The organism is Leifsonia sp. A12D58, assembly GCF_047530025.1.
In the GTDB taxonomy this organism is placed as follows: domain Bacteria; phylum Actinomycetota; class Actinomycetes; order Actinomycetales; family Microbacteriaceae; genus Cryobacterium.
Genome location: NZ_JBLJAT010000001.1, coordinates 784,654 through 808,728 on the forward strand (window position 1 = coordinate 784,654; position 24,075 = coordinate 808,728).

The 24,075-nt window shown below is 62.8% G+C and carries 21 protein-coding genes; 18 read left to right on the top strand and 3 right to left on the bottom strand.

What is annotated here, in order from left to right; all coding sequences use genetic code 11:
* Positions 1–35 precede the first annotated feature (35 nt).
* The 3 genes from ACMT3I_RS03815 to ACMT3I_RS03825 are packed head-to-tail and all read left to right on the top strand — an operon-like array spanning position 36 to position 2,827.
* Entirely contained in the window at positions 36–713 is a 678-nt protein-coding gene (locus ACMT3I_RS03815; protein ID WP_414803105.1) for a lysophospholipid acyltransferase family protein, read from the top strand.
* Complete coding sequence (locus ACMT3I_RS03820; RefSeq protein ID WP_414803106.1) at positions 703–1,830, top strand: NAD(P)H-dependent glycerol-3-phosphate dehydrogenase; 1,128 nt, start codon at positions 703–705, stop codon at positions 1,828–1,830. The genes ACMT3I_RS03815 and ACMT3I_RS03820 overlap by 11 nt, the downstream gene beginning before the upstream one ends.
* Positions 1,733–2,827, top strand: a complete 1,095-nt coding sequence (locus ACMT3I_RS03825; RefSeq protein WP_414803107.1) for a D-alanine--D-alanine ligase family protein — start codon at positions 1,733–1,735, stop codon at positions 2,825–2,827. Before ACMT3I_RS03820 ends, ACMT3I_RS03825 begins: the two co-directional genes overlap by 98 nt.
* A 7-nt stretch (positions 2,828–2,834) precedes the next feature.
* On the opposite strand, the gene ACMT3I_RS03830 is transcribed toward ACMT3I_RS03825, so the two are convergent.
* Positions 2,835–3,338: a DUF3515 family protein gene (locus ACMT3I_RS03830; protein ID WP_414803108.1), complete on the bottom strand. Its 504-nt coding sequence runs from the start codon at positions 3,336–3,338 to the stop codon at positions 2,835–2,837.
* Positions 3,339–3,362: 24 nt separating this feature from the next.
* Between ACMT3I_RS03830 and thiL the strand changes: the two genes are divergently transcribed.
* Positions 3,363–4,379, top strand: coding sequence for a thiamine-phosphate kinase (gene thiL / locus ACMT3I_RS03835; protein WP_414803109.1), 1,017 nt, complete (start codon positions 3,363–3,365; stop codon positions 4,377–4,379).
* Positions 4,380–4,395: 16 nt separating this feature from the next.
* Here thiL and rsmD read toward each other — a convergent pair whose 3' ends face one another.
* Positions 4,396–4,977, bottom strand: coding sequence for a 16S rRNA (guanine(966)-N(2))-methyltransferase RsmD (rsmD, locus tag ACMT3I_RS03840; RefSeq protein WP_414803110.1), 582 nt, complete (start codon positions 4,975–4,977; stop codon positions 4,396–4,398).
* A 50-nt stretch (positions 4,978–5,027) separates the two neighbouring features.
* On the opposite strand from rsmD, the gene ACMT3I_RS03845 reads away from it, so the two are divergent.
* The 11 genes from ACMT3I_RS03845 (at position 5,028) to smc (ending at position 19,500) form a co-directional block, all read left to right on the top strand.
* A complete protein-coding gene (locus tag ACMT3I_RS03845; RefSeq protein ID WP_414803111.1) occupies positions 5,028–5,783 on the top strand; it encodes a tetratricopeptide repeat protein in 756 nt (251 codons plus the stop codon).
* Positions 5,780–8,068: an ATP-dependent DNA helicase RecG gene (locus ACMT3I_RS03850; RefSeq protein WP_414803112.1), complete on the top strand. Its 2,289-nt coding sequence runs from the start codon at positions 5,780–5,782 to the stop codon at positions 8,066–8,068. The genes ACMT3I_RS03845 and ACMT3I_RS03850 overlap by 4 nt, the downstream gene beginning before the upstream one ends.
* 57 nt (positions 8,069–8,125) lie before the next feature.
* Positions 8,126–8,614: a pantetheine-phosphate adenylyltransferase gene (gene coaD / locus ACMT3I_RS03855; protein ID WP_414803113.1), complete on the top strand. Its 489-nt coding sequence runs from the start codon at positions 8,126–8,128 to the stop codon at positions 8,612–8,614.
* A complete protein-coding gene (locus ACMT3I_RS03860) occupies positions 8,611–9,615 on the top strand; it encodes an AAA family ATPase (RefSeq protein ID WP_414803114.1) in 1,005 nt (334 codons plus the stop codon). Before coaD ends, ACMT3I_RS03860 begins: the two co-directional genes overlap by 4 nt.
* A 31-nt stretch (positions 9,616–9,646) precedes the next feature.
* Complete coding sequence (locus ACMT3I_RS03865; RefSeq protein ID WP_414803115.1) at positions 9,647–10,978, top strand: DUF58 domain-containing protein; 1,332 nt, start codon at positions 9,647–9,649, stop codon at positions 10,976–10,978.
* Positions 10,968–13,400 (top strand): transglutaminaseTgpA domain-containing protein, encoded by a 2,433-nt coding sequence (locus ACMT3I_RS03870; protein ID WP_414803116.1) that lies wholly within the window; start codon positions 10,968–10,970, stop codon positions 13,398–13,400. Before ACMT3I_RS03865 ends, ACMT3I_RS03870 begins: the two co-directional genes overlap by 11 nt.
* An 11-nt stretch (positions 13,401–13,411) precedes the next feature.
* Positions 13,412–13,984, top strand: coding sequence for a YceD family protein (locus tag ACMT3I_RS03875; protein WP_414803117.1), 573 nt, complete (start codon positions 13,412–13,414; stop codon positions 13,982–13,984).
* A gap of 2 nt (positions 13,985–13,986) precedes the next feature.
* Positions 13,987–14,190, top strand: a complete 204-nt coding sequence (rpmF, locus tag ACMT3I_RS03880; protein ID WP_414803118.1) for a 50S ribosomal protein L32 — start codon at positions 13,987–13,989, stop codon at positions 14,188–14,190.
* Positions 14,191–14,217: 27 nt separating this feature from the next.
* Entirely contained in the window at positions 14,218–14,916 is a 699-nt protein-coding gene (rnc, locus tag ACMT3I_RS03885; protein WP_414803119.1) for a ribonuclease III, read from the top strand.
* Entirely contained in the window at positions 14,909–15,832 is a 924-nt protein-coding gene (gene mutM / locus ACMT3I_RS03890; RefSeq protein ID WP_414803120.1) for a bifunctional DNA-formamidopyrimidine glycosylase/DNA-(apurinic or apyrimidinic site) lyase, read from the top strand. Before rnc ends, mutM begins: the two co-directional genes overlap by 8 nt.
* Before the next feature lie 128 nt (positions 15,833–15,960).
* On the top strand, positions 15,961–19,500 hold the full coding sequence (gene smc, locus ACMT3I_RS03895) for a chromosome segregation protein SMC (RefSeq protein WP_414803121.1): 3,540 nt from the start codon (positions 15,961–15,963) through the stop codon (positions 19,498–19,500).
* Here the strand turns inward: smc and ACMT3I_RS03900 are convergent.
* Complete coding sequence (locus tag ACMT3I_RS03900) at positions 19,497–20,894, bottom strand: FAD-binding oxidoreductase (RefSeq protein WP_414803122.1); 1,398 nt, start codon at positions 20,892–20,894, stop codon at positions 19,497–19,499. The genes smc and ACMT3I_RS03900 overlap by 4 nt on opposite strands.
* Before the next feature lie 139 nt (positions 20,895–21,033).
* Between ACMT3I_RS03900 and ftsY the strand changes: the two genes are divergently transcribed.
* From ftsY to ffh, 3 genes are read left to right on the top strand one after another with little or no spacing between them, the layout of a single operon-like run.
* Positions 21,034–21,909 carry a signal recognition particle-docking protein FtsY gene (ftsY, locus tag ACMT3I_RS03905; protein ID WP_414803123.1) on the top strand — a complete coding sequence of 292 codons (876 nt, stop codon included), beginning with the start codon at positions 21,034–21,036 and terminating at the stop codon, positions 21,907–21,909.
* 40 nt (positions 21,910–21,949) lie between these two features.
* Complete coding sequence (locus ACMT3I_RS03910; RefSeq protein WP_414803124.1) at positions 21,950–22,453, top strand: DUF2004 domain-containing protein; 504 nt, start codon at positions 21,950–21,952, stop codon at positions 22,451–22,453.
* Positions 22,454–22,482: 29 nt separating this feature from the next.
* Positions 22,483–24,051: a signal recognition particle protein gene (gene ffh, locus ACMT3I_RS03915; RefSeq protein ID WP_414803125.1), complete on the top strand. Its 1,569-nt coding sequence runs from the start codon at positions 22,483–22,485 to the stop codon at positions 24,049–24,051.
* Positions 24,052–24,075 lie beyond the last annotated feature (24 nt).

The window sequence follows — 24,075 nt, forward strand, 5'->3', positions numbered from 1 at the left end:
TCTTCTGGCTGCTGGCTGCGATTGCGCTCCCGATCATGAACCTCGCCGTGAAGTACGACATCAGGGACGGCAAGAAGTTTCCGCGGAGCGGTGCATTCGTCTTTGCGCCCAACCACTACAGCGAAATCGATCCTCTCGTCATGGGTGTGGCCGCCTGGAAGCTCGGCCGTCTGCCGCACTTCATGGCGAAGGGCTCACTGTTCAAGATTCCGGTCCTCGGCTACCTCTTGAGGAAGTCGGGCCAGATCCCCGTCGAGCGTGGCGGTTCAGTGCGTGGCAGCGAGCCGGTGAAGGCTGCGGAGCTCATGGTCGAGAAGGGCCAAATGGTCGTCGTCTACCCGGAGGGCTCGCTGACTCGCGATCCCGACCTGTGGCCGATGCGGGGCAAGACGGGGGCGGTGCGGGTCGCGCTTGAGCGCGGCATCCCCATCGTTCCTGCTGCCCACTGGGGTACCCAGGAGCTCATGCCGCGCTACTCCAAGAAGATCAGCATTTTTCCCCGCAAGCACATCATCGTCAAGATCGGGGATCCGCTCGACCTCGCAGAGTTCAGGGGACGCCCGCTCGACAGTGCGACGCTCACCGCAGCGACTGCAGTGGTGATGGACGCGATCACCGTTCTCCTCGAAGAAATTCGCCAGGAGAAGGCGCCGCTCGAGCGCTGGAATCCTGCAGCACACGACCAGAAAGAGACAGGCCGTTTTGAAGCCTAAAGTTCAGCCGCCGACACGCGTCGCAGTACTGGGAGCCGGCAGCTGGGGCACCACCTTCGCCAAAATTCTCGCTGACGGTGGAGCGGATGTCGTGCTGTGGGCCAGGCGCCCAGAGCTCGCCAAAGAGATTTCAGAGGCTCGCCGTAACAGCGACTACCTGCAGGGAATCAACCTTCCTGCCGGGCTGAACGCGACGTCGAGCCTTGAGCAAGCGCTGAGGGGCGCCGAGCAGGTCTTCGTTTCGGTACCGAGCCAGTCGCTGCGCGAAAACCTCATCGCCGCAGAGCCATTCCTGGCGCCAGACGCGATCATCGTGTCGCTGATGAAGGGCGTTGAGCGCTCGACCGGCCTGCGCATGAGCGAGGTCATCGCCGAGGTCCTGCCGATCTCGCTCGACAAGATCGCTGCGATCTCCGGACCCAACCTGGCGCTTGAAATCGCGAAGGAACAGCCCACGGCCGCCGTCGTCTCGTCGGCAAGCCTGGAGACAGCTCAGGCTGTTGCCATGCTGGCCAGCAACAAGTACTTCAGGTCGTACGTCAACACCGATGTGATCGGCACCGAGTTCGGTGGCGTGCTGAAGAACCTCATCGCGGTGGCCATCGGTATCGTCGACGGTGTCGGCTATGGCGAGAACACCAAGGCATCCATCATCACCAGGGGACTTGTCGAGATGACCGACTTCGCGGTGGCCTACGGCGCGCAGCCGGAGACCCTGGCCGGCCTTGCCGGGCTGGGCGACCTGATCGCGACATGCCAGTCACCGCTGTCCCGCAACAATACTGCTGGCCGACTCCTCGGTCAGGGCTACAGCTACAACGACGTGGTGAAGCAGATGCAGCAGACCACAGAGGGACTAGCCTCTGTAAAACCGATTCTGGAGCTCGCCAAGGCTCGCGGTGTCGAGATGCCGATCGTAGAGCAGGTGCGTCAGGTTCTCGACGGCACCCTCGCTCCGCGTGACATCGCACCTCACCTCACCACCGACACCGGGCAGCCACAGGGCGAAAGGACGATTGATGACGGACAAGCTCACGGTAGCGCTGCTCTTTGGGGGGCGTTCAAGCGAACATTCGATCAGCTGCGCAACAGCGGGCGGAGTACTGGCGGCAATTGACCGCGAGCGCTACAACGTGATTCCGGTCGGAATCACGCGTGATGGCGCATTCATCCTGGAAGACGACGACTCGGCAAAATTCGCGCTCGACGTCGACGCGCTTCCTCAGATCGTCGACAACGGCACCAGGGTGCACTTCCCTGAGAGCTCGCTGACACGAGAACTGACTGTTGTTGAACCAGATGGGTCGCGCCGTTCGCTCGGCGCTGTCGACCTCGTATTCCCCATCCTGCATGGGCCATTCGGTGAAGACGGAACCATCCAGGGCATGCTCGAACTGGTCGGCCTGCCCTACGTCGGATCAGGCGTGCTCGCATCGGCTCTCGGCATGGACAAGCACTTCACCAAGACAGTGTTCGCGCAAGCTGGTATCCCGGTCGCGCCCTGGCGCACGATCACGGCCGCGCAGTGGGCGAATGACGAGGGTCTTGCATATGCAGCGATCGCCTCTCTCGGCCTTCCTGCATTCGTGAAACCGGCCAGGGCCGGTTCCAGCGTCGGTGTCAGCAAGGTGCGCTCAGAGGATGAACTCGCGGCAGCAATGGAAATCGCGCTGGCCGAGGATGACAAGGTGCTCATCGAATCGACTCTCGTCGGGCGTGAGATCGAAGTTGCAGTGCTCCAGGGCCGACCGGGCGAGCCGACGCGCGCTTCGGTTGCCGGCGAGGTCGTGGTGTCAGGGCGTGAGTTCTACGACTTCGACGCCAAGTACCTCGATGCGCCTGGTATCGATCTGGTCTGCCCTGCAGTGCTGACAGACGCCGAACTCGCCGAGATGCAGGCGCTGGCAATCAGCGCCTTCGAATCGATCGATGCCGCAGGGCTTGCCAGGGTCGACTTCTTCTTCACCGCAGACGGCTGGGTGATCAATGAGATCAACACCATGCCGGGCTTCACGCCCATCTCGATGTTCCCGACCTGCTGGCTGGCCAGCGGGTACACGTATCCAGAACTCATCGACGAACTGATCGCTGTCGCGCTGTCACACGCAGCCTGATCGGCGGCTACGGCGTCGGAGTTGAAGTGGGCAACGTCACATCTTCGGCTCCGACGCACTGGCCCGTCGCCGGAATCGACGACACGGCGTTTGCCAGGTCGACGAGAACCGTAGAGCCACTGACGACCTCTGAGTCGATCACGAGTTCGACTGCAGGGTCGCGACCGTACGTCGTGTAGCGGTACGTCGGCGCCTCTGAATCGTCCTCAAGCCAGTCGATGCCGTTGACGTTCAGGCACGGCGTCGTGGTCGGCCCCGGCACCGGCACGCCGCAGTGCAGCAACACCGCAGCAGGATCACCCCACGCACCCGTCGCCTGTGCGTTCGTCTCGCGTTCGTCCTGATCGGCGACAGACGCCGGCAGGTGAACGATTACATCGGCGCATGCGGGGTTGTTGGCGTCGGCAGCGGGCTGCAGCGGCACAGCTGCGGCGCAGCCGGTGAGAAGGATGCTGGTGGCAGCGACGCTGAGTGCTGCGGCCAGGCGGATGCGGGCGGATCGGAGAGTCATCCCTTTCAGGCTACCGTTTCAAGCATGACACTTTCTGCGGAACCCGCTTCTGGCAGCGCTGACGAACTCACACTGGCCGACCTGAGCGAATCGGACGTGCTCGCCCGAATCTTTCCTCGACTGCCATCTGCTCGCGCCGAGTTGCTCGGTCCTGGCGACGATGCCGCCGTCGTCGCCGCACCTGACGGGCGCTACGTCGTGACCACAGACATGATGATCCATGGCCCTGACTTCCGCCTTGCCTGGTCGAGTCCCACCGACCTCGGTTGGAAGGCCGCTGCGACGAACCTGTCGGATGTCGCGGCGATGGGCGCGCATCCCACCGCACTGCTTCTGGCGATCGCGGCCCCGCCGGCAACACCAGTTTCCGTGCTTGAAGGCATTGCAGACGGGCTACGGGAATGCTGCGCGGCGCTGGCACCTGACTGCGGTGTCGTCGGCGGCGACCTGTCGGCATCCACCGTGCTTACCCTGGCGATCACGGCCATCGGAGACCTCGACGGCCGGACTCCCGTGCTGCGCTCCGGCGCACAGGTGGGCGACGTCGTGGCGATCTCTGGACGGATGGGACAGGCAGCCAGGGGACTGAACCTGCTCTTCACCCATGCCGTCGACGCTGACGGTGTTCCTGACGCGATGCTCGCGGCCGGCATAGCCGAGCAACATCCCGATCTCATTGCCGCCCAATTACGTCCAGAACCGCCGATCGGCGACGGCCCCCTGGCAGCGGATGCCGGCGCAACGTCCATGCTCGACGTCTCTGACGGATTGGCGATCGACGCGGGGCGTATCGCCCGTGCAAGCGGCGTCGGCATCGAGTTCAACTCCGCAGCGCTCGGAGACTCACCGGAGATCTCTGCGAACGGTGGCGAAGACCACGCACTGCTTGCCACGTTCCCGGCAGGCGCGACGCTGCCAGGCGGATTCAGTCGCATCGGAACCGTCACGGCAGATGCCGGAGTGATTTCGATCGATGGAAAGCCGCACAGCCAGGGCGGTTGGGATCCGTATCGTGGCTGGGACGGCGCTGCGGCGGGCTAGCCCAGTTGCCGCCTGGTTAGCTCTCGTCTGCCTGCACGGGCCGGGCGTACCAGACGGTCGTGTCGCCGTAGTCCTTGCGCTTCGTCATCTCAAGAACGCCGCTCCAGTCGGGCTCTGCCGACCGTGAGCTGCGTTCGACCACGACGAGTGCATCCGGCTCGAGTCGTGGGGCCAGCGCGACGAGGTTTGCGGCAAGTTCAGCATCGGTGAGTTCGTATGGTGGGTCAAGGAACACCAGGTCGTAGCTCGCCGGTGAGCCGGCGAGAAACGCCTGCACGGCTTGGCTCGAGACCTTGATCGTCGGTGCGTCGCGTTTGGGCGCTGCCTTCAGTAGCGCATCGGCGTTCTTCCTGCACATCGCTGCTGCGCCAAAGCTCTTCTCGACCAGGGTCACCGCCTTTGCACCGCGGCTTGCCGCTTCCAGTCCCAGCGCACCCGAACCCGCGTACAGATCGAGTACACGGGCGTGCCTCAGCGCATCCTGGGCGTCAAGCGCCGAGAAGATGGCCTCCCTGACCCGATCGCTGGTTGGCCGGGTTCCCGACTTCGGTACGGCCAGGGGAAGGGAGCCGGCGAATCCGGCGACAATTCGAGTCATTATGAATCGAGCCTATCGCCGCCACGCAGACGCGGTGACAGGATGAGACGGTGGATGACGGCACATCGCTCGATCAGTCTCAACTGGATTCACTGTGGGATTTCGGTGACCCGGCGGCATCGGCCGAGCGTTTTCGTGCGGCGGCAGATGAGGCCGACAACGAGGTGGTGAAGGCCGAGTACCTCACCCAGCTGGCTCGAGCCCTCGGGGCGTCGGAGGAATTCGATGACGCAGTCGCCGTGCTTGACGACGCAGCGGAAGGCCTCCCGTCTCCGTCTGCGCTCGTTGACGCGCGTATCGCACTCGAGCAGGCCAGGCTGCTGGTCGCTCGCGACCTTCCGCATGAGGCTGTGCCGTTCCTGCTGACGGCCGTGCGCAAGGCGTCGGCGGCGGGCTCAGCCTTCATCGCCCTCGATGCGCTTCACATGCTCGCTCTCGTCGACACCGGTCACGAAGAAGAGTGGGCACACGAGGGCATAGACGCTCTCGATTCAGTCGCCGATCCCCGCACGAGGCGCTGGGGAGTCGCGTTCCACAACAACCTGGGCTGGCGCTTGCTCTATGCGGGCAATCCGGATGCCGCCCTCGACCATTTCGAATCAGCACTGCACATAGCCGAAACTGTCGGAACTGAGAACCAGCGTTTCGTCGCTCGCTGGGCAAAAGCCAAATGCCTGCGTGCCCTCGGACGTACCGATGAGGCCATCGCAATCCAGCGCGAGCTGGCCGCGGAGCGCCCTGCAGAGGCATCGGTTGCCGTTGAACTCGCAGAAATGACGGGGGCCTCGCCTACCATCAAAGAATGACCGCAACACCCCCTGCTCCTCGCGCAGATCGTACAGAAGCTGACGCACCAGACAGCGATGCACCAAACAGCGATGCACCAAACAGTGATGCCATCGGCGAGGTATCGCTCGACACCAAGTTGGCGGGGGTGCTCGGCGGTCGCACGGCCAGCGCACTTGAGAAGGCATTCGGGTTCAGCACGATCAACGACCTGCTCAGTCACTACCCGAGGCGATATGCGCGCAGGGGAGAGCTGACAGTGCTCAGCGAATTGCCGCTCGACGAAAACGTCACCATCGTCGCTGAGGTGCGGTCGGTGAGCGAACGGACGATGAAGTCGAGGCGCGGCAACATCGTCGAGGTGAAGATCTCCGACGGCAAGGGCATCCTTTCGCTCACCTTCTTCAACCAGGCCTGGCGAGCGAAAGAGCTGGTGCCGGGCGTTCGGGGCATCTTCGCCGGCAAGGTCTCCGACTATCACGGCAATCTGCAGCTGGCACATCCCGACTATACGCTGTTCCCCAGTGCCACAGCCGATGGTGCCGACCTCCTTCATGATGCGACAGCTGCCGAATGGGCAGCATCGCCGATTGCCATCTACCCGGCCACTGCCGCCTTTCCGAGCTGGAAGGTGCACAAGTCGATCGAGGTTGTCCTCGACAGTCTGGGCACAGCGATGTCACACGGCGGGGTTGCCGATCCGATCCCCGCGCAGGTGCGTCGATCACGCGGGCTGCTCACGCACGGCAAAGCACTCGAGTTGGTGCACCGACCGCACACGGATGCCGAGTGGCGAACGGCCAGGGACACCCTCCGTTTCACTGAGGCGTTCGTGTTGCAGACCGCGCTGCTCGAGGCACGACTCGCTGCCAGAAAAACCAGGTCGACACCACGTGTTCCGGTGCCAGGCGGCTATTTGGAGCGCTTCGACGCTGCCCTGAAGTTCACCCTCACCGGCGACCAGAAGCAGGTCGGTGCCGAAATCTCGGCCGATCTCGCCCAGACCTGGCCGATGAACAGGCTCGTGCAAGGAGAGGTCGGCTCAGGCAAGACCCTCGTCGCGCTCAGGGCGATGCTGGCAGTGGCCGACAGCGGCGGACAGTCTGCCCTGCTCGCCCCGACAGAGGTTCTCGCTGCGCAGCACATCCGTTCGATCGCCCAGGTGCTCGGCCCCGACCTCTCTGCGGAGCTGATGCCGACGTTGCTCACCGGCCAGCTCGGCGTGGCAGAGCGCCGTAAGGCGATGCTCCGCACCGTGTCAGGGCAGTCCCGGATCGTGATCGGCACCCACGCGCTCCTCGGTGACAAAGTTGAATTCTTCGACCTTGGCCTCGTTGTCGTCGACGAGCAGCACCGCTTCGGTGTCGAACAGCGTGAGGCGCTCAGGGTGAAGGGCACGACGCCACCCCATGTGCTGGTGCTGACTGCCACGCCCATTCCGCGCACGGTCGCCATGACGGTGTTCGGCGACCTCGAAATTAGTACCATCGCCGAGTTGCCTGCCGGCAGGGCGGGCATCGAAACGTTCGTCGTGCCGCTTGCAGAGAAACCGACGTGGGTGACACGCGTGTGGATGCGCCTGGCCGAAGAGCTCGCCCTCGGCAGGCAGGCATTCGTTGTGGCCCCTGCGATCTCGCCGAAGCAGTTCGAAGACGACGCAGCACTCGAAGAATCTGGTGATGCAACGAGGCAACCCACAGCCGTCGAAACCCTGGTGCCCGAGCTGCGCCGCAATCCGGCGCTGGCCGGCGCCAGGATCGAGGCGCTGCACGGCCGGATGTCAGGTGAGGAGAAAGACCTCATCATGCGCTCATTTGCCGCGGGGCAGATCGACGTGCTCGTCGCCACGACAGTCATCGAGGTCGGCGTCGATGTGCCAAACGCCTCTGCCATGGTCGTGATGGATGCCGACCGATTTGGTGTTTCTCAGCTTCACCAGCTGCGGGGTCGTGTCGGGCGTGGATCGGTGCCTGGCCTCTGCCTGCTCGTGACAGCGGCCGAGGTGGAGTCAGTGGCCAGGGAGCGGGTCGAGGCAGTCGCAGAGACTCTCGATGGCTTCGAACTTGCCCAGGTCGACCTCGAGCTGCGCCGAGAGGGCAATGTGCTCGGCAACATGCAGTCCGGCGGCCGTTCAGCGCTGCGGCTGTTGCGGGTCGCCTCCGATAGCGATCTGATCGCAGACGCCAGAGTGGCGGCTGATGAGACCCTCAGCGACGACCCGACGCTGGCTGCAGTGCCTGCGCTGCGTGAGGCTGTCGAGCGGCGACTCAGCGACGCGGAGCGCGCGTCGCTGACACGGAACTAGCCGACACCTTCCTGTGTAGTGGCTACAGGACTTCGCGGTGGCGCTAGGGTGAAACCTATGCGCAGGATCGCCGTTGTCCCTGGTTCGTTCGACCCCGTCACCCTCGGGCATCTTGATGTCATCGAGAGGGCAGCCGGGCTCTTTGACGAACTCCACGTACTTGTCGTGCACAACCCGAACAAATCGGCCCTTCTTCCGATCACGCAGCGTGTCGCGTTGCTTGAACGGGCGATCGTCGAGGGCGGTCTGCCAGACAACATCATCGTCTCGTCATGGAGTGTCGGTCTGCTCGTCGACTACTGCACCGATGTCGGGGCGAGCGTCTTGGTGAAGGGCATCCGCTCGCAGATCGATGTGGCATACGAGACGCCGATGGCGATCGTCAACCGCAATCTGGCCGGCGTCGAAACGATTTTCCTGCTCCCAGACCCGGCACACGCGCACGTCTCAAGTTCTCTGGTGCGTCAGGTCGCTGCTCTCGGTGGCGACGTCGCTCCATACGTGCCGGCAGCAGTCGCCAGCTATTTACAGGGAGCAAAGGTATGACCAGTACACCGGTGCAGGAAGCCATCCTGCCGCCGGCAGATGTGCAAAATTATGGCGAGGCCATTGTGCGCAACATCGAGACAGTGATCGACGGAAAACACGACGCAGTGTTCACCGCGTTGACTGTGTTGCTTGCAGAGGGGCACCTGCTTCTTGAAGACGTCCCAGGCGTCGGAAAGACAATGCTGGCCAAGGCACTCGCGAAGTCCGTCGACTGCAGTGTCAGCCGCATCCAGTTCACACCAGACCTGCTGCCGTCCGACGTCACCGGCGTGTCGATGTTCAACCAGGCAGAAGGTCGTTTCGAGTTCAAGCCGGGCGCAGTGTTCGCGAACATCGTGATCGGTGACGAGATCAACCGGGCTAGTCCGAAGACGCAATCTGCGCTGTTGGAGTGCATGGAAGAGCGCCAGGTCACCGTCGATGGCACGACCTACCGCCTCGCTTCGCCGTTCACCGTCGTCGCCACCCAGAACCCGATCGAGATGGAAGGCACATACGCACTTCCAGAGGCCCAGCGAGATCGTTTTATGGCGCGCATCTCAATGGGCTATCCAGATACCGAGTCCGAGCTGACGATGCTCGATGCCCGGGATACGAGCAGTCCACTTTCGCGCATCAGTTCCGTGGTGTCAGGCGAGCAGCTGCGCGCGATGATGACAGCCGCACGCGGAGTCTTCGCCTCTCCCGCAGTGAAGGAGTACGCGGTGAACCTGGTGCGGGCGACCCGAGATGACCGCGACCTCCGTCTGGGGGCGAGTCCTCGGGCCACGCTTCAGCTTGTTCGGGCTGCCAAGGCGCAGGCAGCGCTGCACGGCCGCGAGTATGTGCTGCCGGATGACATCGACTCACTGGCAATTCCTGTGCTCGGGCACCGTCTGATGCCGACGAGTCGCGCGCTCGGGCACCACCACCAAGACAGCGCCCCCCTCGTCGAAGATATTGTGCGTCGCATAGTTGCGGCGACGCCCGTCCCGCTGGGTGTGCAGAACAGGTCATAGTCGTATGAACTCGGGGGAGGGGCAAGCGGGTGTGGCACGTCTTCCACGACTGAGCGTACGAGGTTTGTATTTCCTCGGACTCGGTGTGGCGATGTTCGTCGGTGCAGTCATCGGTGGAAGGACCGACGTGTTGTTCATCGGTGCCGTCCTGATCATGGTTCCCGTCGTCGCGGTGTTTGCCGTGCTCATCCACCCGATCAGGCTCCGCGTGACCCGGGTGTTTCGGCCGTCTATCGTCGCGGCGGGAGCGGATGCCATCGTGTCGGTTCAGCTGCGCAACCTCGGTTCTCGGCCGTTGTACGGCACCAGTTGGAGAGATGTGATCGACGACGGCCTGACGGCGCCGCCGGGGACCCTGCTCCCCGCCCTTGACCGGTACACTCCTGGCGCCGAGGGCGGCCCGGACACCGCGACCCTCGAGTACACGCTCACCCCCAGTCAACGGGGCATCTACGGCGTCGGTCCCGTGATCATCAGCCGAAGCGATCCATTCGGCATGGCCTCAAATGAACGCAGGATCGGTGAACCTCACGACCTGATCGTCACCCCCCGCATCACAATCCTGCCTGGCAATGGCATCAGTCTGGCCAGCGGTGACGGGGTGATGCATGAACTGCTCCGGCACATCAACCCGAACTCCGACGAGCTGATCGCGAGGGAATACCGCCCAGGAGATCCTCTCAGGCGAGTGAACTGGCCTGCGACGGCCAGACACGGTGAAATCATGGTGCGGCAGGAAGAACAGCGCAGCAATCCGGAGGCCCGCATCATCCTCGACACGACCTTGAGCGGCCATCAGCCTCAGGGCGAATTGGGTTTCGACCCCGATCAGCGACACATCCAAGCGTTCGAACTGGCGATCGAGATGGTCGCATCGATCGGGATCCACCTGATGTCTGCGGGGTTCCTCCTCCAGCTGATCGAGACGGGGCCCAGTCAGCTCTCGCCGTCGACCCAGGGCGAATCAGGGGGACTGGCGGGGGGGACCCCGAGCCTGTTCACGTATCCCGGCGGTGACAGGGGGCTGCTTGAAGGCCTGGCGAGTGTCGTTCCCATCGGGATTCCCGATCCCGATGGTGAATCGAACATGTCGTGGTCTGTCGCGAGCAGTGCGACACGCATCACTCCGATACCGACGTTCGCTGTGCTCGTTGATCCTGATGGTGACGAGACGGTGCGGCTCGCGGCGTTCCGCGCACGAGCGAAGCCGGCCATCGCGTTCGTCCTTGAAACGGTGAAGCGGTCAGCTGTGGAGCAATTGGAGGGCGCGGGATGGACGTGCATACCGTTGCGTTCTCCTCGCGACATTGCTGAAGCATGGGAACGCGTGCAACGGGAGCGAGGTGGCTACGGTGTCTCGTAGTGCCGCAGTTGCCGAGAGGCCCCCTCAGGGCGACCAGGCGCCGAAGCTCACGCCGCAGCGGCCGAGAGCTCGCCCGTACTGGCAACTCACCATCGCGCTGATCGCGCTGAGTGCGACAAGCAACCTGGCTCTCGACGACCTTCTTCGCGGCAGTGGGTGGTGGTGGCTGATGACAATCGTCGCAGCCATCGTTCTGGTTTCCGCTGCCCTCTTTCGGCGGTTGGGTCTGAACAGGGTCACGGCGCCGCTCGCGACCTTCGGTGTCTTCATCGTCACGCTGACACTGTTCTTCGGAGCCGGAACAGGGCTCCTCTGGCTGATTCCAATGCCTGGCACCTTCGCCCGCTTCGGTGAGCTCATCGACATCGGTACGAACTCGATCGTCCAGCAGAGCACGCCGGCCGAACCGATCGATGGCATCGTATTCCTGCTTGCCTGCGGCGCGGGGCTGCTCGCGATTGCCATGGATGTGGTGACTATCTCGTTCAGGGTGCCGGCACTCGCGGGGCTCGCCGCCCTGGTGACAGTGTTGATTCCGGGCTTTATCACGGAGGAGGGGGCCAACATACCGGTGCTCGTCCTGACCGCCTGCGCCTACCTCGTCTTGCTTCGGATCGACGTTCGCATCCGGCGTTTCGCTGGTATGCCCCGTACAACAACGCCGACGTCACAACGCCAGACGGCAACCGCTGCGCCCCAGGTCACCGTCGCCCGCACGCGGACGCCACCCGGCCCCATCTGGAGCGCTGTGTCAGTAGGAGCTATCGCCGTGACCGCTGCTCTCGTGCTCACGATCAGCACCCCACCGCTGTCGTCGGGGGATGTGGCAAGCTCACGCGGCAGCGGGCTTCTGTTCGGTGCCGGCGTCAGCCCGATGATCGACCTGGGCCAGGACCTACGGCGGCCGAAATCCACCAAGGCTCTGCACTATTCGACAACGGCTGACTCCCCGCCGTATCTCAAGCTCCTCACCCTTGACACCCTCGAGGGGGCGATCTGGACGTCGAGTGACGGCACGGAAGGCGGCAATAGCCTGGCCTTCATCGACACGCCTGAAGGTCTGGCCGACGATGTCGACAGGACCGAAAGCTCCACGTCGATCACGATCGACAACGTGCGAACGACGTGGCTTCCGTCTCCTGTCCCTGCGACCAGCGTTAGCGGTCTCGACTCGAACTGGACCTGGTTGAACGGCAACCAAACGATCGTCGGTGCTGATCCGACGGCCAGAGGACAGACCTACAACGTAACGGCGCTGCAACTGCATCCCACAGAGGGGCAGCTGCGCTCCTCGAGTACCGACTACCCGCCTAACATCCAGTTCACTCTCGCACTTCCAGAAGACATCCCCGAGATTGTGAGCACGACTGCCCGAGAGGTGACAAGCGGGTCAGCATCGCCATACGACTCGGCTCTCGCCATCCAGGACTACCTGCGCAGCAGCCTCTTCACCTACGACACGCAGTCGCCTGTCGAGAGCGGATACGACGGTGGCAGTCTTGACGTCATCGCAGCCTTCCTCGACGTCAAACGCGGGTACTGCGTGCACTTCGCCTCTGCGATGGCGGTGATGGCCAGAGATATCGGCATCCCGGCCAGGATCGCAGTCGGGTACCTGCCTGGAGGCCGCGTCACCGACGTCACCCAGGGTTATGGCCAGTACGTCGTGGACTCGCATGACTTGCACTCGTGGCCCGAACTCTATTTCCCTGGCGTGGGATGGCTCGCCTTCGAACCCACGCCTGGCCGTGGTTCCGTGCCCGACTACGCGCAGCCGCAGCAGGACTCAACCGCCAATCCGTCCCAGGCCCCTGTACAGCCGACGAACGCGCCGGCACAGAACGAAATCAAGGAACGAGCGGATTCGGGCGGGGTGGCTGCGGGGGATACCGGAGCATCTGAGCAGGGCTACGCGGCGCGGGGAACCATCGCCCTGGTGGCCTTGCTCTGTGTCTTGTTGATTCCAGCACTGATTCGACGTGCCAGACGGCGCATTCGTCTGGTGAAGATCCGTACAGGGCGAGCTCGACAAAGTGTTGCGTGGACAGAAATCGCCGATACCCTGCGCGATCATGGCATCGACGTGCGGGAGGCCTCGACTCTCCGTGAGCGTGCATCGCACCTCTGTGCGGTGCTGGGAGCCCCGTGGCCGCCCGAGCGAGCCGGGAACGAGTCGCCCGTCACCGCCGCAGTTGATCGGCTTCTGGTGGCCGAGGAGCTGCTGCGTTACAGCCAGTCACAGCAACATCCCAGCGGGCGCCCAGTTGACGTGAGCAAGCAGGTTTCAGAAGATCTGACCCTTCTCATTCGGGCGATCGAGGCCGGTGCCGCCCCAGCCGAACGGGCCAGAGCACTGTTCGCGCCCGCGTCTCTGTGGCCGACAGGTCTAGGCTGGCGGAATAAGCGACGCGCGGGCGCGTAGAATTTGTAAACGTGAGTAAGTTCAAGAAGACCCCGTACAAGATCGACGTACGCGACGTCATCAACCGACCGGGAACGATGCGCGAGTTGAACCTCGACATCGTCGTTCCTGAAGACCTGGGCGAAGCCCTGGTAGCGGTCAAGGCCGGTTCCGTACTGGAGACAGACGTGCGCCTCGAGGGCATGCACGAAGGCATTTTGGCCTCTGTTCAGGTGTCTGCAAAAGCCCAGGGAGAGTGCGGCCGATGCCTGATTGACATCGAGTTGCCTGTCCAAGTCGAGTTTCAAGAGCTTTTCGCGTATTCTCTAGACGAAGCTTTTGAGTTTGAAGTTCAAGATGACCACGTGGATCTTGAACCTCTGATCAGGGATGCGGTTGTGCTAGCACTTCCGTTCCAGCCGGTTTGCCGGCGGGATTGTCCAGGTCTCGACCCGGAGACCGGGGAGCGGCTTGCCGATTTTCCGGAGCTCAAACCGAAAGAAGTGCGTGATCCCAGATGGTCGGCACTTGCGGAATTTCAAGCTTCCGAAGACATCAGCTCGGATGAAGACATCCACGTTGAAATAGATAGAGAAGAGAAGTAGTCATGGCAGTTCCGAAGCGCAAGCAGTCACGAAGCAACACCCACGCGCGTCGTTCGCAGTGGAAGGCCGAAGCGCCAACCCTGGTCAAGACCGTTGAAAACGGCAAGATCACGTACAGCCTGCCGCACCGCGCCAAGGTCGTCGAAGATTCCGCTGGCACTCCGTTGTTCATGGAGTACAAGGGTCGCAAGGTAGCAGACGTTTAGTCGACGCATCCAGCCGGTCGCGATTTCATGACAGGCGTGGGGACCGACCGGTCGTCATTGCAAGCGATACTCGGCGTCGATATTGACGACGAGCTTCTGCAGCTTGCTTTGACGCACCGGTCGTACGCGTATGAACACGGCGGCATTCCGACGAATGAACGCCTTGAATTTTTAGGTGACTCGATCCTGGGGCAGGCCGTCACGGTCATGCTCTACCGCGAGAATCCTGATCTCGAAGAAGGCGACCTTGCCAAGCGCAGGGCCAGCCTGGTTTCAAGTGCTGCGCTCGCTCAAATCGCGCGCGGCATCGGGCTGGGCGAATATCTGCGCCTTGGCCGCGGTGAGATCCTCACCGGCGGTCGAGAAAAGGCATCGATCCTTGCCGACACCGTCGAAGCGCTAATTGGTGCTGTGTATCTCGACGCGGGCGGTGACGTTGCCACGGCTTTCGTGATGCGCCTGATCAGTCCGTTGCTCGCCGATCCGGCGCGCTTCGGTGCTGCGATGGACCCGAAGACCAGCCTGCAGGAAATGTCGGCCCACCTCGGCGTTGGCGTACCCGTTTATACGGTCTCAGAGAGCGGCCCGGATCACGCGAAGGTGTTTGTCGCGACGGTGTCTGTCGGCACGGCAGTGACGGCATCCGGCGAAGGTACGAGCAAGAAGCACGCCGAGATGGCAGCGGCGCTCTTGGCGTGGACCCAACTTTCAGAGATGAATGCCTGAGCTTCCTGAAGTAGAAGTCGTCAGGGGCGGCATCGAACCCGCCGTTGTCGGCGCTACGGTCGCCGGCGTCGAGATCTTTGACGAGCGATCCCTCAAGCGGCACGACCGCACACGGGGATCGTTCGTCGACCTCCTTGAGGGTCAACGGATGCTCGGCGCGGTTCGGCGCGGTAAGTTCTTGTGGATTCCGCTGTCCAGTGGGAACGCACTCGTCACACACCTCGGGATGAGCGGCCAGGTGCTGCTCCGTTCACCAGGTGAGGCTGCCGAGCGTCAGTTGCGCATCCGCATCCATCTCGACCAGCCTTCATTCGGAGAGGTCTGGCTGAACTTCGTCGACCAGCGGATCTTCGGCAGTATGGCAGTCGACTCCATGGCGCCGACTATCGATGGGGCTGTCGCCGGATACTCCGGCGTCACGAGCGGTTCAGATGACCCTGCGTTGTGGGCATATCTGCTGCCATCGCAGGTTGCGCACATTGCGCGTGATCCCCTCGATCCTGCGTTCTCCGACACCGCCTTCGAGGCAGCGCTCGGCCGCAAGAACACCGGGATCAAACGCGTCTTGCTCGACCAGTCGCTGATCAGCGGCATCGGGAACATCTACGCAGACGAGGCATTGTTCGCCGCCCGTCTGCACTACGACCAGCCGGCCAGGTCGTTGACGCCTGTCGACGTGGCGACGCTCCTTGCGGCCGTGCGCCGTATCTTGAACAAGGCTCTGGCCGAGGGCGGCACCAGCTTTGATTCCCAGTACGTGAACGTGAACGGCGAGTCCGGCTACTTTTCTCACAGCCTCACCGCGTACGGACAGCACGGTAAACCGTGCCAGCGATGCGGCACCATCATGGTGCGCGCCCAGTTCATGAACCGGGGCTCGCACTTCTGCCCGGAATGCCAGCAGCTTCGTCTCTAGGCAGGTCTGCCACGCTTCGAAACGGGCGAATCGGCGCTGTCCATCCGTGGAATTCGGCGGAAATCCGGTACCGTAGACGCAGCGTGGCGCCACCAATTGACCACCAATTGACCTGAGAGGGTGGCCAGTTGTATCTGAAGAGCCTCACCCTGAAGGGCTTCAAATCGTTCGCCAAGCCGACGACATTTGCCTTCGAGCCCGGTGTGACCTGTGTGGTCGGCCCCAATGGCTCCGGCAAGTCAAACGTCGTCGATGCCCTGGCCTGGGTGATGGGTGAACAAGGCGCGAAGACGCTGCGCGGCGGCAAAATGGAAGACGTCATCTTCGCCGGTACCACGACGAAGGGCCCGCTGGGTCGAGCCGAGGTCATCTTGACCATCGACAACTCTGACGGTGCGCTGCCGATCGAGTATTCAGAGGTCACCATCTCCCGCACTCTCTTTCGCAACGGCGCGAGTGAGTATGCGATCAACGGCCAGGCGTGTCGACTGCTCGATGTGCAAGAACTGCTCAGCGATTCGGGCCTCGGCCGCGAGATGCACGTCATCGTCGGGCAGGGGCAGCTCGATGCAGTCCTGCGAGCCAGCCCCGAAGACCGCCGCGGCTTTATCGAAGAAGCGGCCGGCATCCTCAAACACCGCAGGCGCAAAGAGAAGACGCTACGCAAGCTTGATGCCATGCAGGCCAATCTCACCAGGCTCAGCGACCTGGCCGGTGAGATCAGGCGTCAGCTGAAGCCACTTGGCCAGCAGGCCGAGATTGCCCGTGAGGCCCAGACGATCGCGGCTCTCGTGAGGGATGCACGGGCGCGGTTGCTGGCCGACGAGGTTGTCACACTCAGGCAGGCGCTCGACGACCACAGTCGCAACGAGAGCGAACGCCATTCAGAACGCATTGTTCTGCAAGACCAGCTTGAGCAGAAGCAGTTGCGGATAACACGCATCGAGCAGGCCCAGGTCGGTGATGTCGTCGACATCGCCAGACGTACGAGCTTCGGACTCGAGTCTGTCCAGGAGCGACTGCGAGGGCTCTTCACCCTGGCGAACCAGCGGTTGGCGCTGCTTGGATCCCAGGCGGACGGGGTTGAAAACGTCCCGAGCGTCACGCCCCAGATGTTGACTGATGCTGCAGCCGAGATTGAACGGCTTCGCGCTGGAATCGTCGCCGCAGACGCTGCCTGGCAGGCCGCGCAGATCGTCACGCAGACGGCTCGCCGCCAACTCGACGCCCTCGACGAGGAAGTCGCAGCCCAGGCTGCGCTGGTCTCCAAGCATGACCTCACGGTTTCGGCGCTACGTGGACAGGCCGACACCGCTGCCTCACGACTTGCTGCTGTGCGCGGCGAGGTACTGCGACAACAGAATGCCCTGGACGCCGCCAGAGTACGCCGAGATGCCAATGCTGCCCATTTCTCATTGGTTGAGGCGGAGGCAGCTCCGTCAGCGGCAGACACCGATCTGGACGAGATGTACGAACGCGCCCAGGCTACGGTGCGTGAGGCCGAGGCCGAGATCGAGCGCCTTCGCGAAGAACTTCACACGGCAGAACGAGAGCGAGATGCGCTTGCAGCACGCACAAGCGCACTCTCTCTCGCCCTCGACCAGCGTGATGGGTCATCGGCCCTGATCGACACGGGGATGGCCGGCATCGCGGGCCTCGTTGCAGAGCACGTCAGCGTGCTGCCCGGATACGAAGCTGCAATCGCAGCAGGACTCGGTTCGCTCGCTGATGCTGTGCTGGCACACACTCGTGAGGCGGCATTTGCCGCTATGGAGCACGCTCAGATCGACGATCTGGGTCGCGTTGAGATCATCATCGCCGACGCATCTGTATCGTCGGATTCCGGTGGTGCTGTTCCCGCAGATATGCTCGCCGGGCTGGCCGGCATCGTGATGGCGTCGTCAGTTGTTGACGCACCCGCCGGTGTGCTCGGCATCCTCGCCCACACGGTGATCGCCGACGATCTCGCTGCAGCCAGGGCTGCATTCCCCGCGCTGTCAGGCCTGGCCAGCGGTGGAAGTTTTACCGTGATCACTCGCGCGGGTGAGGTACTGACCGAGTACGTATTGCGCGGCGGGTCTGGCGCCAAACAGAGCAAGCTCGAGCTGGTTGCCGAGCGCGACGCCTCTGCCTATCGGCTCGCCGAAGTCACATCGACAATCGAACGGGCGAGCTTCGTGCTCGCCGAACAGCGCAGCGTCCTTCAACTTTCGAAGCAGCAATCGGCCGGTGCGCTGGCAGAGCTGCGTGCTTACGACACCCGGTTGGCCGCCCACACCGAAAAGCTCGGCAGGGCCAGGGTCGCGCTCGAGGCCTCTGCCGCTGAATACGATCGTCTGGCCGCGAGCCTGGCCGTGGCCACCGAAGCAGTTGCGCCGGCAGAAGCCGCATCTGCGGCGAGCGTTGCCGAGCTCGAGACCAGGCTGTCTGCGCCTCGGCCCATCCTCGACGTCAGCTCGCGCGACGAGCTGTATGCCGAATTGGAGACCGCTCGCGAGCATGAGATCGAGTCAAGGCTCCAGGTCGAGACAGCCCGAGAGCGAGTGCGGAGCGAAGAAAACCGCGCACGGGCCCTGGCCGCCCAGCTGGAGACCGAACGCGCAGCAGCGGAAGCTGCCGCTCGTCGTGCAGTGATCAGGCGCCGTCAAATTGATGCTGCCAGTAGCGTTGCCGAAGCGTTGCCCGCGATTTTGCACTCCGTAGACGCATCGGCGAGTGAGGCGAGAACCAAGCTGGCAGCGGCAGAGGCCGAGCGATCAGCCCAGAACGAAGAGCTCGTCGCATTGCGGCGCGACGAGTCGGCGGCGCGGCTGCGGCTCCAGTCGATCACCGAGAGCGTCCATGGCCTCGAACTGCAGATCTACGAGAAGCGACTGCACCTCTCAAGCCTCCTTGAGCGCGCCGGGAGCGAGCTGGGGCTCATCGAAGAGGTACTCGTTGTGGAGTATGGGCCAGACCAGCTGATTCCTGTCGACGACGAGTCTGATGGGATCCCTTTCAATCGTGAGGAACAGAAGCGACGGCTGGTCGCCGGTGAACGCAAGTACGCCCAGCTCGGTCGTGTGAACCCGCTGGCACTTGAAGAATTTGCGGCGTTGGAGCAGCGCCACAAATTCCTGACTGAACAGCTCACCGACCTGACGAACACCCGCGCCGACCTGCTCACGATCATCGAAGACATCGACGGCAAGATGGAGACGATCTTCGCCAGCGCCTTCAGAGACACCCAGGAAGCCTTCGGGCAGGTCTTCCCTGTGCTGTTCCCCGGAGGAACCGGCAACATCCAGCTCACCAACCCCGACGACATGCTGACAACCGGCATCGAGGTCACGGTGAAGCCGGCAGGTAAGAAGATCGAACGCCTGTCGCTGCTCTCCGGCGGGGAACGTTCATTGGCTGCCGTTGCCCTGCTCATTGCGATCTTCAAGGCCAGGCCGAGCCCGTTTTACATCATGGATGAGGTGGAAGCCGCACTCGACGACGCCAACCTCGGGCGTCTCCTCACAATCTTCGAAGACCTGCGCGAGACGAGCCAGCTGATCGTGATCACACATCAGAAGCGCACCATGGAAATCGCTGACGCGCTCTATGGGGTGTCGATGCGCCAGGACGGCGTTTCGGCAGTCGTCGGGCAGCGCCTTGCCGTTACCGAAGAGAAGGCCTCTTAGGCTCTGGGCAACTGTCGATTGCTGTGCAGCACCCGTTCTGGGTCGACCGCGATCGAAATCAGCGACAGCCGTTCGAGCGTTTCAACGCTGTACGCATCGGAGAGATCCTGGCCACTTGACAGCATCGACGGTACAGACCTGGGGCTGGAGGTAGCCGCTGTCGCAGCGTTGAGTGGTCCGAAGATCTGTGCGAGGTCAAGGTCGACACCGGGGCCAGGAACGATCGCTGCGGCGAATGCGAGATAGCGAGAGTCCAGATGCCCGACAACGCCCATGTCGTCGCGTGCAGGGTCGCTCTGCGCTCCGCCGAGTGGACGCAACTGTATAAGCGTGAGTCCGTGCGCGCTCGCCTCACCAAATGCTGCGGCCAACGCAGCAAAGCTATCGTGATCGAAATCAGTGATCGCGGTTGACCAATCGTGGGTCGCCGACGGCTCAGTCGGCTCTGCAGAGACCTCACCGATCGATCCGATGCTGAATTCCCGAGTCGTATCCATCAGCACCGGTCCGGCTGCAACGACGGGCACAAGTAGGGCCGCTCCGTCTGTTGCATTGCCGACGAAGACTACATCGACTGTTGTGAACGTTCCCCCGCGCAGTGGTTCTGGCACGAACTCGACGTCAGGCATATTGATCAGTCCGAAGAAGATGCTGAGCTGATCAGGCGCGACTCTCATCAGGATGTCTACGGCGGCGAAGACCGCTTCTGCCGAGTCGCCGGGAAATATGATCTTGCCGCCGTAGAGCACCGGCGCCTCGAACAGATCGATCTCAATTGTCGTCACGATGCCGAAGAGCCCGCAGCCGCCGCGGAGTGCCCAGAGCAGGTCAGGATCGGATTGAGCGGTGACCCGCCTGACTTCTCCGGAGGCAACGACGAGTTCGACTGCTCTGATTGAGTGGGCGGCGAGACCCTTCCACCTGCTGAACCAGGAGTGCCCGCCAGAGAGCAGGTAGCCGGCGACCGTGACATCCGGATTGGTGCCTGACAGCGCAACGAGGCCGGTACCGTCAAGAAGGGGGAGCACGCTGCCCCAGTTGACACCTGAGCCGATTCTGGCGATCCGGGCAGCCGTGTCGATGCTGATCTCGTCGAAAGCATTCGTGCGCACCAGGATGCACCCGGCAAGCTGATCGTTCGCACCATGGCCGCGCGGTTGAACCGCGACCTCGAACCCGCCAGACAGCGCAGTTGCCAGGATCAGTGCAATGTCGTCGGTGTTCTGGGGGATCGCAACAGCGACGGGGTGCTGATCGACAGCTCGATTCCAGGCGAGTCGCTCCGATTCCCACGTTGAGTCCCCGGGAAGTATCAGCGTGCCGGCCAAAGTCGAGGCCAGCTTGTCGAGTGCATTCGCTGCCGAGTCGGCGCTTTGTGGGGGAATAGGAGTCACGGGGCTCATCCTTTCGTGGGTCTTTTGAGCACGTCGGGGCCTTTCGGGACTGCGCCGGGCGCCGTTGCTGACACAGAGAGTATCCGCCGCCAGCTCCAGTGGCCAGACCTGACTCCTCGACCGGCCCTAGGCTAGAGGCATGGCTGAACGCACTCCCTGGTCCCTGTCTGGCGCATTGCGCGGCATGTTTACGAAGAAACTGATCGACGATCAGACCTGGGAAGACCTCGAGGACGCCCTCATCCAGGCTGATTTCGGGCCGGATCTCACTGACTCCGTGGTCTCAGACCTGCGGGGCAAGGTCGCGAAGTACAACACGACAGATCCTGCCGACCTGCAGCGGATGCTCCGCGAAGGTATCGAAGAGCGTCTGGCCAAATATGACCCGACTCTCAAGCTCAGCGACCGCCCAGCAGTGGTGCTCGTCGTCGGCGTGAACGGTGTCGGCAAGACAACCACGATCGGCAAGTTCGCGAAGTTCCTGCGCACATACGACCGTTCGGTGCTCATCGGTGCAGCCGATACCTTCCGTGCCGCAGCCGTCGAGCAGTTGGCGACCTGGGCAGAGCGCGCTGGGGCAGACATCGTGCGCCCGCAGGCACAGGGCCAGGATCCGGCATCCGTCGCCTTCCAGACAGTGGAAAAGGCGATGGCGACCGGTACAGAGATTGTGATCATCGACACCGCGGGTCGTCTGCAGACCAAGGGCGGGCTGATGGACGAGCTCACCAAGATTCGCCGCGTCGTCGAAAAGCAGACCCCGATCGCCGAGGTGCTCCTCGTGCTTGACGCGACGACGGGCCAGAACGGTTTGGCCCAGGCAGAGGCATTCATCGAGCACGCCGGTGTGACCGGACTCGTGCTGACGAAGCTCGACGGCTCGGCCAAGGGGGGATTCGTCCTTGCTGTCCAGGAGAAGACCGGCATTCCGATCAAGCTGATCGGCCAGGGCGAGGGCATCAACGACCTGACAGGTTTCACCCCTCACGTATTTGCACAAAAGCTCGTGGGGTAACCTGCGTGCTCACCCGAACACCATCACGACTGAGGACAGCATGACCATCGAACACGACTATTTCGGACTACTCGGAAGCGACGACGAGGGCGAGATCTATTGGTCTGACACCGCAGAGCTCGGCGACCAGAGCGTCGACATCGACGTGACATCGCCGGATGAGGCCTCGGTCGCAGCCGAATCCCTCGATATCGCAGCCGGCATGATCAACGCCATCGAAGAACTCGATTCCCAGGTGCGCGAGTCGCTCGTTGCCGACCTCAGTGCCGACGGCTCTATGACATCGCAGTACATCGAACAGACGCTCGACGACATGGATCCGGGTGCCGTCGATGACGCGATCATCTGGGATTCCGGTGACAGGCAGATCGACTTCCTGCGCTCGATCCAGCTGCAGCGCATCACGTTCATGCCCCACAACAACGGTGTCGATGAGCGCTTCGCGCTGATGGAATATTCGATCAGCCCAGACGACACAGACTACGTACTCATGGTCACAATCGATGTGCACGGTGACACGCTCGCCGTCGCGATGGAGAGCTAACCGGTTTCACCGGTTAAACTGGAGCCACAATGGCAACTTTTGGGAACCTTTCAGATCGCCTGGCCGAGACTTTCAAGAATCTCCGCACCAAGGGCAAGCTCTCCGCAGCGGATGTCGATGGCACCGTCCGCGAAATCCGTCGCGCCCTGCTCGACGCCGACGTCTCGCTTGACGTCGTCAAGGAGTTCACGGGCAAGATCCGTGAACGCGCACTCGGCGATGAGGTCAACAAGGCGCTCAACCCTGCCCAGCAGGTCGTTCAGATCGTCAACGAGGAGCTCGTGCAGATCCTCGGTGGCACTCAGCGTCGACTCGAGTTCGCCAAGAAGCCGCCGACTGTCATCATGCTTGCCGGTCTTCAGGGTGCTGGTAAGACCACCCTGGCCGGAAAGCTTGCCAAGTGGCTCGCGAAAGAAGGCCACACTCCGCTCCTGGTCGCAGCCGATCTCCAGCGCCCGAATGCTGTCACGCAGCTTCAGGTCGTCGGAGAGCAGGCCGGTGTTCCGGTTTATGCTCCCGAGCCGGGCAATGGTGTCGGAAACCCCGTCAAGGTGGCCAAGGACGCTGTGAAGTTCGCAGAGCAGAAGCTCTACGACACGGTGATCGTTGACACCGCAGGCCGACTCGGTGTCGATGCAGAGCTGATGAAGCAGGCTGCAGACATTCGCAAGGCGATCGACCCTGACGAGGTGCTCTTCGTGATCGACGCCATGATCGGACAGGACGCAGTTGCGACGGCGAAGGCCTTCCAGGACGGCGTCGACTTCACCGGTGTCGTGCTGACCAAGCTCGATGGTGATGCCCGCGGTGGTGCGGCCCTGTCTGTCGCATCGATGACCGGACGCCCGATCATGTTCGCGTCAACCGGTGAAGGACTCGACGACTTCGAGCCGTTCCACCCTGACCGTATGGCCAGCCGTATCCTCGATCTGGGTGACATCCTCACCCTCATCGAGCAGGCGCAGTCATCGTTCAACGAAGAAGAAGCTCGCAAGGTCGCTGAGAAGTTCGCGACTGACACCTTCACGCTCGACGACTTCCTCGGCCAGATGCAGCAGCTGCGCAACATGGGCTCGATCAAGAAGATGATGGGCATGCTTCCCGGCGCCGGTGCCATGAAGCAGCAGCTCGAAAACTTCGATGAGCGCGAGATCGTGCGTACAGAGGCGATCATCCAGTCGATGACCAAGGCTGAGCGCGTGCAGCCCAAGCTGTTGAATGGTTCCAGGCGTCTTCGTATCGCCAAGGGTTCAGGCACAAGCGTGACAGAGGTCAACGCACTGGTGTCTCGCTTCGAGCAGGCGGCCAAGATGATGAAGACCGTCGCCAAGGGCGGCATGCCGAACATCCCCGGAATGGGCCCGATGCCCGGCGCCGGCTTCGGTGGCGGTCGCGGCAAGCAGGTCGCAAAGAAGAAGGGTTCCAAGTCGGGCAACCCGGCCAAGCGTGCAGCCGAGAACGCTGCGCTCGCATCCGGTGTCAAGCCTGGTGCGGAAGCCCCCGCAGGCGGATCCGGCTTTGGCCTTGGTGGTGGCAAGAAGGGTGGCGCGCCAACCGAAGAAGAGATGGCCGCACTGCAGAAGATGCTGGGCCGCTAGGCTCGGAGGCAATCTATCTACGTG

What these genes read in the sequence shown, in the direction of transcription:
- thiL (WP_414803109.1), top strand. Translation starts at nt 3,363, where the DNA reads ATGACACTTTCTGCGGAACCCGCTTCTGGCAGCGCTGACGAACTCACA.
- rsmD (WP_414803110.1), bottom strand. Translation starts at nt 4,977, where the DNA reads ATGACTCGAATTGTCGCCGGATTCGCCGGCTCCCTTCCCCTGGCCGTA.
- ACMT3I_RS03815 (WP_414803105.1), top strand. Translation starts at nt 36, where the DNA reads ATGAACCTCGCCGTGAAGTACGACATCAGGGACGGCAAGAAGTTTCCG.
- ffh (WP_414803125.1), top strand. Translation starts at nt 22,483, where the DNA reads ATGGCAACTTTTGGGAACCTTTCAGATCGCCTGGCCGAGACTTTCAAG.
- ftsY (WP_414803123.1), top strand. Translation starts at nt 21,034, where the DNA reads ATGGCTGAACGCACTCCCTGGTCCCTGTCTGGCGCATTGCGCGGCATG.
- ACMT3I_RS03850 (WP_414803112.1), top strand. Translation starts at nt 5,780, where the DNA reads ATGACCGCAACACCCCCTGCTCCTCGCGCAGATCGTACAGAAGCTGAC.
- ACMT3I_RS03910 (WP_414803124.1), top strand. Translation starts at nt 21,950, where the DNA reads ATGACCATCGAACACGACTATTTCGGACTACTCGGAAGCGACGACGAG.
- ACMT3I_RS03860 (WP_414803114.1), top strand. Translation starts at nt 8,611, where the DNA reads ATGACCAGTACACCGGTGCAGGAAGCCATCCTGCCGCCGGCAGATGTG.
- rpmF (WP_414803118.1), top strand. Translation starts at nt 13,987, where the DNA reads ATGGCAGTTCCGAAGCGCAAGCAGTCACGAAGCAACACCCACGCGCGT.
- mutM (WP_414803120.1), top strand. Translation starts at nt 14,909, where the DNA reads ATGCCTGAGCTTCCTGAAGTAGAAGTCGTCAGGGGCGGCATCGAACCC.
- coaD (WP_414803113.1), top strand. Translation starts at nt 8,126, where the DNA reads ATGCGCAGGATCGCCGTTGTCCCTGGTTCGTTCGACCCCGTCACCCTC.
- ACMT3I_RS03825 (WP_414803107.1), top strand. Translation starts at nt 1,733, where the DNA reads ATGACGGACAAGCTCACGGTAGCGCTGCTCTTTGGGGGGCGTTCAAGC.
- ACMT3I_RS03830 (WP_414803108.1), bottom strand. Translation starts at nt 3,338, where the DNA reads ATGACTCTCCGATCCGCCCGCATCCGCCTGGCCGCAGCACTCAGCGTC.
- rnc (WP_414803119.1), top strand. Translation starts at nt 14,218, where the DNA reads ATGACAGGCGTGGGGACCGACCGGTCGTCATTGCAAGCGATACTCGGC.